General features: G+C 41.1%; 8 protein-coding genes and 1 pseudogene. 8 read left to right on the top strand and 1 reads right to left on the bottom strand.

Translation table 11 applies throughout. The annotated features are described in order from the left end of the window. The first annotated feature begins 38 nt into the window (after positions 1 to 38). Positions 39 to 1,637, top strand: a complete 1,599-nt coding sequence (locus A4G20_03040) for a hemin-binding protein (protein ID QIW15380.1) — start codon at positions 39 to 41, stop codon at positions 1,635 to 1,637. A gap of 252 nt (positions 1,638 to 1,889) precedes the next feature. Beyond that, on the top strand, positions 1,890 to 6,236 hold the full coding sequence (locus A4G20_03035; protein QIW15379.1) for a hemolysin: 4,347 nt from the start codon (positions 1,890 to 1,892) through the stop codon (positions 6,234 to 6,236). Positions 6,237 to 6,329: 93 nt separating this feature from the next. Here A4G20_03035 and A4G20_03030 read toward each other — a convergent pair whose 3' ends face one another. Continuing rightward, positions 6,330 to 6,737, bottom strand: a complete 408-nt coding sequence (locus A4G20_03030) for a hypothetical protein (GenBank protein QIW15378.1) — start codon at positions 6,735 to 6,737, stop codon at positions 6,330 to 6,332. 177 nt (positions 6,738 to 6,914) lie between these two features. Here A4G20_03030 and A4G20_03025 point away from each other — a divergent pair, with 177 nt between their 5' ends. From A4G20_03025 to A4G20_03000, 6 genes and pseudogenes are all read left to right on the top strand, one after another. After that, on the top strand, positions 6,915 to 8,021 hold the full coding sequence (locus tag A4G20_03025; GenBank protein QIW15377.1) for a hypothetical protein: 1,107 nt from the start codon (positions 6,915 to 6,917) through the stop codon (positions 8,019 to 8,021). Positions 8,022 to 8,024: 3 nt separating this feature from the next. Further along, positions 8,025 to 9,256, top strand: a pseudogene (locus A4G20_03020) (polysaccharide biosynthesis protein). Then, complete coding sequence (locus tag A4G20_03015; protein QIW15376.1) at positions 9,249 to 10,145, top strand: glycosyl transferase family 2; 897 nt, start codon at positions 9,249 to 9,251, stop codon at positions 10,143 to 10,145. The pseudogene A4G20_03020 and the gene A4G20_03015 overlap by 8 nt, the downstream one beginning before the upstream one ends. Further along, entirely contained in the window at positions 10,145 to 11,224 is a 1,080-nt protein-coding gene (locus tag A4G20_03010) for a glycosyl transferase family 1 (GenBank protein ID QIW15375.1), read from the top strand. Before A4G20_03015 ends, A4G20_03010 begins: the two co-directional genes overlap by 1 nt. Further along, a complete protein-coding gene (locus A4G20_03005) occupies positions 11,206 to 12,366 on the top strand; it encodes a hypothetical protein (GenBank protein ID QIW15374.1) in 1,161 nt (386 codons plus the stop codon). The genes A4G20_03010 and A4G20_03005 overlap by 19 nt, the downstream gene beginning before the upstream one ends. Further along, on the top strand, positions 12,363 to 13,466 hold the full coding sequence (locus tag A4G20_03000; GenBank protein ID QIW15373.1) for a hypothetical protein: 1,104 nt from the start codon (positions 12,363 to 12,365) through the stop codon (positions 13,464 to 13,466). Before A4G20_03005 ends, A4G20_03000 begins: the two co-directional genes overlap by 4 nt. Positions 13,467 to 13,471: the final 5 nt, after the last annotated feature.

Genomic DNA, 13,471 nt, shown 5'->3' with positions numbered 1-13,471 from the left:
TCCTTACAATGCCTCATTTCTCATTTTTGGGGCAAACGATGATGCATAAAACCCTCTCCCTTGCTTTACTGTTTTCTTCTCCGCTCTTGTGGGCGGATGAAATCAGCCAATCTCTTCAACAAACCCGGCAACAACAGGCCGAGCTTGCACAGGAAAGTCAGGCTCGTTTGCTCAAGCAACGCCAATATCAGGCAGAAGAAAAAGTGGCCAGTGAAGGCGATTTTTCACAGGTCTGCCTAGACTACCAAGGCCTGCGTTTTGCCGGCATCAGCCTGATTGATCCTGCCGCCCTTGCCCCGCAGGCGGGCGAATGCTTAAATGAGGTGCGTTTAAACCAGCTCAGTCAGCAGCTAACCCAGGCCTATTTAGACCAAGGCTATGTGCATAACCCCTTTCAGTTTGAAGATGATCAATCTGGCTTTTTGACCCTGCGGGTCTTTGAAGGCAAGGTGGCTCAGGTCTCTAGCGACAGCAAGGGCTTTCGTTTGGAGCAAGTTTTACCTAAGGCCGTGGGCAAGCCCCTAAAAATTCAAGACCTGGATCAGGCTCTCGATCAGGCCAACCGCATTCCAGGCAACCAGGTTAGTGTCGATGTTCTGCCTGCCCAAAATGGTGAGGTCGCCCTGGCCTTCACCAACCAAGCCAGTTCAAGGTTTGCAGGCTCGATTGGCTTGGATAATTATGCATCTAAATCCTATAATCGCTGGCAGGCCAAGGCGGGGCTGCAAATCGGCAACCCATTGGGCTTGTCTGACAGCCTCTATCTTAATGCCGCCCACAGCCTAAAATCCGCCAAGCACTTTAGCCGCTCTGCCCTTCTCTATTACAGCCTACCCTACGGCTATTGGACCTTTAACGGCTTTGCCTCTTTTTCCCAATTTAAAAACAAACTGTCCCTGGCCAACAGCGAGCTAGAACAGCGGGGCAGAACCGTGCAGGCAGGCTTGGGAGCCGATCAGGTCTTCCACCGTGGAGCCAATCATATTTCCAAGTGGTCTCTTCAGCTGGAGCGAACAGACAGCAAGAACCGTTTGGAAGATGTGGTTTTGGAGCTACAAAGCCCGAAGCTAATCACGCTTTCACTTGGCCTCAATCATTTACAGATCTTAGAGCAAGGCTCGCTGATTGCAGACCTGCGCTACGAACAGGGCAGAAATCGAGGCCAAAACCAGCCTGAAAGCCGCATTGAGCGTTGGAATGCCGAACTGCACTTCAACCACTACCAACACTGGGGCCAACAGCTCTTCCACTTTAGCCACCAGCTGACCGGCCAGTATAGCGACAGGCTCCTGCCTGCGGTTAAGCAGGAGGATTTGACTGGCCGTTACCGTGTTCGGGGCTTAAATGATCTGGGCTTATCGGCCGAGAAAAGCCTGGTTCTGCACAATAATCTGGCCTGGATCAAGCAGACCTCATACGGCACAATTTCCCCTTATCTGGGCTTTGACCTAGGCCTGCAAAAATCCAATTTAGCCGATGCAAGAACAGAGCGAGCCTGGGCCTATGCCCTTGGCCTTGAGGCAGAATACAAGGGCTTGCAGGCCAAACTGGAGTGGGCTAGAGGCCGGCTATATACAAAATCATCTGGTATTGAACAAGAAAGCCTGGTGCAATTTAGTTTAAATTATCGTTTTTAAGGCTTTTTGCTCCTTTTTGAGCGACTTCATTTGGCCTAAAGCGGGGAAAATCTGTCAGTTTTCGTTAAGAAATTGTGAGTTTTGTGAAGAAGATCACAGTTTTGTCAGAAAAAGCACTGGTCTAAGGTCTTGCATTTTGTTTTAATACGGCCTCTTTTGGAGTCGCAAGCGGTTCCGATTTGAGCGAAATTTGCAAAAAAATGAATAGTGCTGACCGCTTGTGATGTCATATTGATATGATGAGGTAGCCCTATGTCTAAATCCCACGCCTTAACCAAACTGGCCTTGGCCGTTTCCCTATGCTGTGCAGGCTCATCTGCCTGGGCAGACATCAGCGCCGCAGATGGCCGCACCCAAGTTGCCAAGAAAAATGGCATCGAAATTGTCAATATCGCCAGCCCCAGTGCCGCTGGCCTGTCGCATAATAAGTACAATAAGTTTAATGTGGATAAGCAGGGGGCTGTTCTCAACAACGCCCGTCAAAATGGCCAATCCCAACTGGCAGGCGATCTCAAAGCCAACCCCAATCTTAAACAAGGCGCTGCCAAGGTTATTTTAAATGAAGTGGTCAGCAAGCATCCTTCAAAATTAGCAGGCAAGCAAGAAGTCTTCGGGCAAAAAGCCGATTATGTGCTGGCCAATCCCAATGGCATCAGTGTAGAAGGTGGTGGATTTATCAACACCTCTCGAGCCTCTCTTGTGGTGGGTAAACCAACGGTCGCCCAGGGCAAGCTGACAGGCTATGATGTTACAGGCGATAAGAAACTCACCACTTCCGGCAAAATCACCACATCAGGCGACTTGGATTTGATTGCCCCGCAAGTTCATGTAGGCGGCAGCATTACCACCAGCGAGGCCGTTAATGTGGTTATGGGGAAAAACAAGATCGCCCGTGATGATAAGGGCAGCCTCACCATTACCACCACCCAAAAAACCGGCCAGGTCTTAGACGGAAAGGTGGTTGGCAGTATTCAGGCTGGCCGTATCCGCATTCATTCTGCTGACGACCGTGCCACCATCACCGCCCAAGCGGCCGATTTCCAAGCCAAGAGCGTGGAGGTCACGGCTCAAAATGCCAGCTTCAAGGGCAAGGTCACCCGTAAAAACGATCGCAACCGTGGCACAAACAGACGTGAAGGCTCGGTTAATGTCTTTGAAAGCAAAAATGGCTCCAGCGAAAGTTACCAAGCCACCAAGGTAAAAGCTGACAACTTCCTTGTTCATGCAGCGGGCAAGGTGGATATTTCAGGGGCAGATATTCAGGCCAAAACCACCAACGTGGTGGGTGGTTCTGTCCATTTAGGGGCAGAAAAAACCCTTAACACCAGCACCCATACCAAAAACCAAACCAAGGGTGGCTGGCACCGTAATGAAACCGAAAAAAGCCATGTCGAAACCACTCACCGCACCACTGTGGCCGGTGAAAATGTGAACCTGATTGCTACTCAAGGCAAGGTGACCGCAGACGGGGCCAAAATCAGCCTGACCAATGGTGGTATTTATGGGGAACAAGGTATCGATCTGCGTGGCGCCAAGGCCACGGTGACCCAAAGTGCTTCGGCCGATTTTAAAAATGAAACCGCCAAGCTCAAAACAGGCAAAAGCAGTCAAGAGTCCACCGTTCAGCATTACACCGCCACTGAATTGAATGTGAAAGACAGCCTGGTCTTGGGTGGTAATGGCAATGTGCGTTTAGCAGGGGTAACGGCCAAGGTCGATGGCGATTTCCTGGCCAAGAATGCTGGCAGCTTTAGCTTCACCGCAGAAAAAACTCAAGAAGGCTATGGTATCAGGGATGATATGAAATTCTGGGGTGGCATTGGTGGCTCCAAAACCCTGGGTTCTGGCCGCAATGCCCAAGTGGTACATGGTTCGGATGTAACCGTCAAGGGCGAGAGCCTCATTGATGCTGCCAAGGGCGTAACCGTTTCGGGCAGCCGAGTTTTATCGGGCGGTAATGGTGTGGTCAAAGGCAATAAAGGCGCTTTAACCATCGACAGCGTGCAGGCCACAACAACCAGCCTAGATCACGCTCGCCAAGGCACCATTTTTGACATTACCAAAGCGCGTTCAAGCAGCTATTCTCAAACCTCAACCGCTCAAGGTTCCAGCCTCAAATCCCAGTCTAACCTCCAGCTTTCTGCTGATAAAACCGTCAGCATTGTTGGCTCCAAGGTCGAAGCAGCTGGCCTCTTGGACATTGTGTCTAAAAGCGGTATTGAGATTAAGGGAGCAACCAACAAAGCCTACACTAAAACCAGCGAAGCAGGCTTTAATTTAGGCGCCAGCTTTGACAGCTTTAAGGCCAGCCTGCAAAAAGATCACATCACAGCCAACCTTGCCATCGACAACAGCAGCGGCAAGCCAAGTGTCAGCAGCGATGTGACCCTTTCTAAGGACAAAAAACCTGCTGCTGTCAATGCAGAAGCCAAGTTTAATGTTGGCCTCAATGTCTATAATAAGAGCCAAGAAAGTCAGGCGCTGACCCACACAGGTTCCAGTGTTAGCGGCAGCAGCGTGGCCTTGAATGCCAAGAAAGTTGAAGTATCAGGCAGCCAGGTTAGTGCCACCAAGGGCGATCTCAACATCAAAGCCGATACCATCACCACCAAGGCGGATAAGGACTATGCCTTCACTAACAGCGTAAACAACCAGGTTAATGTGGGCTTTACGGGAGTGGTCACCAACAGCAAACTGACTGGCACACTGGGTGTGGACGTTTCCCACGATCATCAAACCAACACTGCTGAAACCGCCCAGGTTAGCAAGCTCTCTGCCAAAAAAGATGTGAATTTGGCGGCCAATAAGCGGATTGAGCACCAAGGCACTCAGGTGCAAGCGGGTGGAAATATCACAGAATCTGCAAAAGAGATTGTACATACCACCGCACAAGACACCAAAACCACCTTTGGCAAACAGGTGAATGCCGGTGCATCTATTACCGCCAGCATTGACAAGGACAAGGCCTTTGATATGTCTGCTCAGGTGTCCGCCTCAGGCGGCCGTGAAAACAGCAACCAAACCACTCATACGGCGACTAAATTAAGCGCAGGCAAGGATATTTCTGTAAAAGCTGATCGCCTAACTGATGTTTCTACCCAGTACACGGCAGGTGAAAAGGCCAAGTTAGATTCACAAGTCCACAACTTTATCGCCGCCTTTGAACGCCTCTTTAAAGACAAGGTCAAGGGTGGAGCCAGTGTGGGCGTGTCTGCCAGCACGGCTGACTTCCAAAAATACAATGTGGGCGTGAACGTGGGAGCCAACTTCGAGAAGTCCCAATCCCAAACCAGCACGGCCCTGCCTGGTTCTATCAATGCCAAAGAGGTAGAGATCAAGACAGGCAAATTAAATAGCCAAGCCAATATTCATGGCAGCGAAAGTGTGAATATTCAGGCCAGCCAGTCAGCCAACTTTACCCCAGCCAGTAATAGCCAAAGCCAGTCAGGTGGCGGTTTTGATGCCAAGCTAGGGCTCGGTGCCATTGTTGTTCCAGCAGCAGGCGCTGCCCTGCCATCTATCGATGTCAGTGTATCAGCGCACGGCAACAAGGGCGACAGCAGCCAGACTGTGGCCAACACGCTTTCAGGCAAGCAGGTAAACATCCATAGCAATGGCGCAATCAACCTACAAGGCACTAACGTGCAGGCAACAGAAAGCGCCCATATTTCAGGCAACACCGTCAATATTTCAGCTGGCAAAAACCATGTTAATAATTTAGCAGTGAATGCTGGAGCGGAGGTGAACATTGGCGACAAGCTTTCCAGTGCAGGCTTTAATGCCCAAGTTGGGGTGCAAAAGGAAAATAGCCAAACCCATTCAGGTGTGCAGGTAAACGGCAAAAAAGTGACCATTCAAGGCCAAAATGGCGTGAGCTTAACAGGCGTAAGCTCTCAATCCAACCAACTCAACGTGGATGCTGGCAAGGGCAATCTTAACCTCAATGCCGCCCAGGATCAGGTTAATAAAACCAATGTGGCAGCCAGCCTCAACCTCAGTGGCGGCGTAGCCGATAACAAGTGGACGCCATCAGCAGGCGGAGCCAGCCTTGATGTGAACGTGGTGCGTAATGAAACCCATATCGGCACAGTTTTAGACACCAACCAAGCTCAAGTGAACGCAGGCGGCAACGCCAATCTTGTTGGCAGCCAAATCAATGCCAACCAAGCCAGCGGCACAGTTGCAGGCAAGCTTCACAGCCAATCTTTGGTCAATAAGATCAACGAAACCAGTGTCAGCCTTTCAGCCAACGGCAGTGGCAAACTCAGTCTCCCAAGTGTGGATAAATGGGCAGAAAGTGCCAAAAAAGACTGGGAAAACGGCACGCTCGCCGGCGTAAAAGCCGATGCCAAGGTAGAAGTGGATGTCAATAAGACCCAAAGCCTTGCCAGTGCTGGCCTTAATGCCAAAAAAGACAAGGTTGTGGCCCAAAAAGGCAGAACCCGCCTTGATCCAAAACTTGCCCAAGGCAAAAAGGCCCGAGTAAAAGTTCAAGCCACCACTGAACTGAAAAACAAGGTTGTTCGCCCTGTAACAGGCGTAAATGTGCAAATTGCCAAGGATAATAAATTGGTTATGAAAGCACGAGTGCAACGTTAGAAATAATCTTTAAATAAAAAGAAGATGGAATAAAAAAGGCATTTTCAAAGAAATATTGAAAATGCCTTTATATTTTTAAAATCAAATGTTAGCTTATTTCTGATTTTTTAATAAATCACGAATTTCAGCTAAAAGCTCTTCTTGAGTTGGGCCTGCTGGTGCTTCTGGCTCGGCTGGTTTCTCAAATTGGCTCTTGGCCTTATTGATGCCTTTCACAACCATGAAGATGGCAAAAGCAATGATTAAGAAATCAAAAATGTTTTGTAAGAAAGCACCGTAGTTTAAAGTAACAGCCGCAACTTCACCTTCTGCTGCTTTTAAGGTGACAGCCAGATCCTTGAAATCTACCCCACCGATGAGTAAACCGATAGGTGGCATAATCACATCGCTCACTAAAGAGCTAACGATCTTACCAAATGCACCACCGATCACCACACCGACAGCCATATCAACAACATTACCTTTCACCGCAAATTCACGGAATTCTTTTAAAATGCTCATTAGGGTTTCCCTTATATAAAAATAACTATCATTCTTCGCTGATCTTTAGCGAAAGGCGAATTATAAGCTAAATCTTAAGCTTTGCTAATGAATTTAAAGTAATTTACATATTGTGTTGAATCCCTATATCAAACCTAATATAATCGGAGAAAACTATCTGTGACATAGAGATTCTAAATGGATGCAACACACCCTGATGAGATTGATTTAATTGACTTATTTCAAACATTATGGAAGAAGAAGTGGTGGATTGCCTTATCTGCAATGCTATTTACGGCTCTTGCAGGCGTTTATGCTTTCACAGCTAAAGAGCAATGGACCTCGACAGCAACCGTTACCACACCACGTTCTACTGATTTAGGGGATATTTTATCCTTAAAGGCCGAATATGCTTGGATTACTGGAGATAGTCAATTCTCGCCAGATAAAGAAGCCGAAGTCCTGCATAAACAGTTTCGCCAGTTCTTACATTCCACAAATTTAAAGCGCCAATTTTTAACTCAAAGTGAATGGGGAAAAAAACATCTAGATAAGATGAAGGAAAATGAAAAACAGGCTTACATCTCACACTTTATCTCTCAAGCATTAGTCGTTAAACAATTAGATGCAATAAATAGAAATAAAGCAAAGCTAGATGAAGATGATATTAATACCAAAATTAGTCTTTCCGAAGAAAGACCTGCTCTCGCACAAGATCTGCTAAACCAATATATTGACTTCATTAATTATTATACTGCAACACAGATCTCAAATGAACTAAAATTAGCAATTAGCTTACGTTTAGATAGGCTGAATTTTACTAAGCAGAAGATCTTATCCAGCCTTACAGAAACCAAAAAAATCCAAATTGATAATTTAACTCAAGCGCTGAACATTGTGAAAAAAGCAGGTCCCAAAAATAACCACCTCATAAATTCTGAATATCTTATAAATGACACCATGCTAAACGCAATAGATACTAAACCAGCAACTAGTACCTATTTACTTACACTTGATGAAGAACATCTTCAGGAAAAAATTAATTTCATTAAAAACGCCAAGGATGTTTACCCATTAGAATATTATTGGGCAGATAGAGAAATTACGCAGTTAGAGTTATTGAACAAAAAGGCTGACAACTTGGAAAAAACTAAAACTTATCATTACCTGTCATCCCCAAATTATCCTTTAGGCAAAGACAAACCTAAAAAAATCTTAATCATATTAACTGGCTTTATTTCAGGATTATTATTTGGCTGTGTTCTATTCACCCTCCCATACTTATTCAAGAAGAGATTTGGTTAAAAAATGAAAAATGATATTATCAAGAATATTTTAGTATTGGTAATAGAAAAAATATTTACTATTTGTCTAATTTTCTATTCTGAGGCTATGATCGCTAGAATTCTATCTCCAGAAGAATATGGACAATGGATATATAGTGTCAATTTCATTCTCTTGCTAAGTGCTTTAACACTAATTATCAGTTCAGAAGTTAGTGTAGTTGCCTTAGCAAGAAATAAATTAATTACAGGAGAAATAATCTCCGCTGTTTTCATCATTAGAATTTTTTTTCATTTCTTTCTTTTCTTGTTTCTATATTGTACGCAATATTTATTATAGAAAGTGAAACTGTAAAATCATATATATTTATTCTTTCCTTTTTTTTGATTTTTGCTGAGCCATTTGGTGTTGTAGCTAATTACTACCAGGCAAAAGTAAAAATTTTAAAAGTTTCTTTAGTTAGATTATTCGGACTAGTTACCCGAGTCTCAATAGTTCTCTTATGTTTTCACTTTCTAATAGAATATAACAACATACTTATTCCATTAGCAAGAACGATAGAATCTGCTTTTATTGCTATTTGTTTTTTAGTTCTTGTTTATTTATCTAAAGAACAGTTAAAAATTAAATTTAACACTAAGATATTTAAAATTTTATTTTTTAGAGGGTTGAGATTTTGGCCTGCCTTACTATTTATGTATTTGTTTCAACGGCTAGATAGATTTTTTGTAGAACACTATTATTCTTATGAAACATTAAGCCAGTATGGCATTGCAGTTCAACTTATGGAACAAGGTTTTTTACTGCTAGGAATAGTAGTACAATCTATCGCACCAAAGCTAGTCTATATTAAGGCAGAGAAAAAGATAATTAAGCAAAACTTAATAAGGTTTATAGGGATAACATCTTGTTTAGCAATGCTATGTGGCTCTATTGGGTATTTTTTACTACCATATTTTATAACTTTTGTTTACGGTAGCAACTATACCCTTGCTATTACCATTGCTCAACAGATGATTATTGTCTTGGTGTTCTTTAGTATTGACACAGTGGTTATGCAATATCTATACCGAGAAAAACTAGCCAATTACATTCTTTTTAAGTGGGCATTGCTAACCTTAATAATGAGCATTAGTTATTATATTGCTTTTGATATTTTACAGATAGACTCACTTTCTTTAATTTATATTTTAAATTATTTTATTATGATGATGTTTTCAGTTTTTGTTTTACGGAGAAAATTAAACCATGGATGAAATTAAAGTCAGCATATTTACACCAAGTTACAATCGAGAGCACACTTTAAGACGTTGTTATGAAAGTATTTTAAAACAAGACAACTTAAATAATATTGAATGGATCTTGATTAATGATGGTTCAACAGACAATACCGAAGTGCTTGTCCAAGAGATTCTCAATGAAAAAAGATTAAATATTGTTTATCTTTCTCAAGAAAATAAAGGGAAACAAGCCACCTGGAATCGGGCTGTTTTGAACGCAAAAGGGCAATATTTTATTGGGCTAGATTCTGATGATGCATTACAACCTAAGAGCCTATTTAACATATTAAATGCAAACATTAATTTCTTAGAAAAAGAGAATATTATTGGGCTAAGGTGTTTGGCTCTGAGTAACATTACTCAAAAACCTAGTGGGAGAAAAATTTCAGATAATTCCATTGAGCAAAGCTGGTTTGATGAATTTTCCTCTTCTGGGAATTTTGGCGAAAGAATTGATATTTTAAAAACAGACCTGATTAAAAAAATTCTTTACCCAATAGCCTCAGATATAAAATTTATTCCAGAAATCTGGTTTTATGTTAAAACGGCTTCAGCAGGCTATGAGTTTATCTATTCCCCTGATGCATTGAGCCTATTTTTTGATGATGAAACTGAAAATAGATTAAGTAAAAGTAGCTTGTTTAAGCATGCACAAGGACATTATATATCTAGAAGTGTTATGCTAAAAGAAATACCAACCTATGTATGGTTAAAAAATCCTATGGCTCTAATTAAAACAGTCATTCGTTTTTCCCAAATGGCAAACCATTTATCTAAGTCTTTTTCAGAAAGAAGAGAAGCAACCAATACCCTATTTACACTGTTAAGCTTTCTTTTTACACCTTTTTCAAAAAGGAACAAATAATGAAAAAAATTTGTTTTTTTGGTGGTAACCTAAACCACTCGGGAGGAACAGAACGTGTTTCTACCTCCATTGCAAATGCCTTAGCAGAAAAAGGGTATCCTGTCATTATGCTGAATTTATCCCAAGGCTTATCACCTTTCTTTGCTTTACATCCAAGTATTGAAAATTACCAGCTGCACGCTCAGCCTGTTTCGGCTACTAAAAGTTATTTTTCAACTGTTAGTCAGTTAAGATCTTTTTTGATACAGCATAAAATTGATACGCTCATCGTTGTAGAATCAATGCTTTCACTTTTTTCTTTGCCAGCGGTGTTTGGCCTCAAAATCAAGCATATTACTTGGGAACATTTTAATTATAATGTTGATCTGGGTAAACGGTTACGACGCCTTGCCCGCCACACATCTCGTTTGTTTTCTGATACAATTGTTACCTTAACTGAAAAAGATAAGACAATTTGGTTAGATAAAACTTACGGTAGGGCGGAGCTTATTGCTATCCCCAACCCTTCTCCTTATGCAGTAAGTGCTAATCAACCCTCATTAGCTTATAAAACTGTGCTGGCTGTAGGGCGCTTAACCCATCAAAAAGGCTTTGATTTATTATTACAGGCTTGGGCAGAAGCCAAAAAACACACTATAAGTGAAGGCTGGCAGCTGCAAATTGTGGGAGAAGGGGAAGATAAGGCAAAATTGGAAGAGTTAATTACATCACTAAATTTAGTAAACTCAGTAACTATTTATCCTTTTTCTAACAAAATAGAACAATATTATCAACAAGCATCTGTCTTTTGTTTAAGTTCTCTATTTGAGGGGCTGCCTATGGTATTACTTGAAGCACAATCTTTTGGTTTGCCTGTGGTAGCCTTTGATTGTATTACTGGACCAAGTGAAATTATTGAACAGAGTAAAAATGGTTTTCTTTGCAAACCAGAGCAGATTGGTAATTTAGTGCAAGGGCTAGTAAAAATGATGTCCTTGCCTGAGGATGAATATTACCAAATGAGTGTATGTGCGAAGGAGCAGGTAAAAACAAAATTTAATCTGGAAAGTATAATTGAAAAATGGATAAATATTCTGTGAACAGTAAATCTTATCGTTATAAGCCTGTTTTTGTAGCATTTTTCTTACTGATTTTTTCTATAGTAGAAATTAATGCACCGATCATAGCTTATGGTTCTCAAATACTAGGTTTTGGGCTTATCATTCTTTCTGCCTATATGACTCACCCAAAAATTTCTATATCTGTATTTTTATTTTTCTTTTTAATCCTTGCTTTGATGGCTTTACTGAGCATAGGACAATATTCCCATCTTGAATATCGTCAAATATTTTGGCTAAACACATTAAGAACCTTATTTTGGGTGGGCTGTGCCATACTAATGTATGACTATATAAGTAAGAAGTTAAATATAAGTAGCCTTAAAAACATATTAAAAATAGCCATAATCCTTTCTGCATTTATGGTCATTTTACAGTTTATCTCCTTTTATGTGCTTGACCTTGAACTAGACTTATCAAAATTATTGGGAGGCACAGGCGTAAGAAGCCTTTATTCAGGCTATTCAGAAATCTCGTATAGACCTACAGGCTTAACCAGTGAACCTGCCATTCATTCAGGAATTATGTTTGGGCTTTTAACCTTGTATTATATTCTTAATAAGAATATAGATTGGTCTGTACTATTAGGCATAATAAGTATACTATTAACCTTTTCAACATTAGGTGTATTATTGGCTTTTACTTATATATTAATAACATATACAAGCTCTTTCTCAAAATTCTTATTAGGTATCATTATATTAATCTTACTAGGATTTCTTTTTCAAGATTACCTCCTTCAAAGAATAGAGTCTTTCTCTTCAGGAAACGATGGAAGCAACAATGTTAAACTTGCAATCTTAGACTACTTTCTATCCAATTCAAATATATTTCTAACTGGATTGGGATTTGTAGGAAAAGACAGCAATGCTCCTGCTTTTTATGAAGCCTTATACGACATGACATATTATTTCACACCGTTTATTCAGTATGGCATTTTCATAGGAAGTTTGGTTTTACTTATTTCTTTATGCTTAATTCTACATTCTAGCTTCTCTTTTAAAGAAAAAGCTCTTATATCCTTTGCACTGGTTAAACTATCAGGACCAACCTTCCTATTTTTTAACTTCTTTGTGATGTTTTTGTTTGTTTTACATAGAAATAGACGGTTCAATTTATCATGAAAATTCTCTTTATTATAACCGGCCTTGGTACAGGTGGTGCAGAAAAGCAAGTCTGTGATTTAGCTGACATGATGTCAGCTAAAGGGCATGAGATTAAAATTATTTCCCTAACAGAAAAACCTAGCTCAGTCATTTATCCAAGAGATAAAAAGGTAAATGTATTCTTCTTAAATATGACTAAAAATCCAATTGGTTTCGTTAAGGCCTATTTAGCTTTAAGAAAAGAAGTTAGGCAGTATAATCCAGATATTATTCATTCGCATATGTTTCATGCCAATATAATGGCAAGATTATTAAAATTTACAACCAAAACACCAATGATGATTAATACAGCTCATAATACTAATGAAGGAGGAAGATTAAGAATGTTAGCCTATAGGCTGACTAATTTTTTATCGGATTTAAATACAAATGTAAGTCAAGATGCAGTAGAGGCCTTTATCGAAAAAAAAGCAGTTAAGAAAGGGCAAATGTTAGCAATACCAAATGGTATTGATATTGCTCTTTTTTATAAGGATAATGATGCTCGTATAGCCACCAGAAAAGAACTTCAAATTTCTGACTCAACTCAGCTTTTTGTCGCAGTAGGGCGCTTAACCCCTCAAAAAGATTATCCTAACCTATTGCAGGCCTTTTCTATTGTAAAACAAGCGGCACAAGATTGTCACCTATGCATTGTTGGAACTGGTGAATTAGAGCCAACATTGAAACAGAAGGCGATTGACCTAGGGATTGCAGACAGTGTAAGGTTTTTAGGTTTAAGACGTGATATTCCAGCCATCATGAATAGTGCAGATACCTATGTGATGTCTTCACATTATGAAGGATTACCGCTAGTTATTGGTGAGGCAATGGCATGTGAAAATGTGATTGTTGCAACAGATTGCGGAGGAACACTAGAGGTGATTGGAGAATATGGTTTTCTTGTTCCTATTCAAGATAGCCAAGCACTTGCAACAAAAATGTTAGAGACAATACATTTGCCATTAGAAAAACGAGAATATTTAGGGAAACATGCAAGAAAGCATATTAAAGAACACTATTCTTTAGAAACTGTGGTAAATAAATGGTTGGAAATCTACAACAAAAAATCTCAATAACAAAG

The sequence above is a fragment of the Pasteurellaceae bacterium RH1A genome (assembly GCA_012221805.1).
Classification (GTDB): Bacteria; Pseudomonadota; Gammaproteobacteria; order Enterobacterales; family Pasteurellaceae; genus RH1A.
Note: the sequence above shows the minus strand (reverse complement) of the source record. Positions and strands in the feature narration are given on the sequence as shown.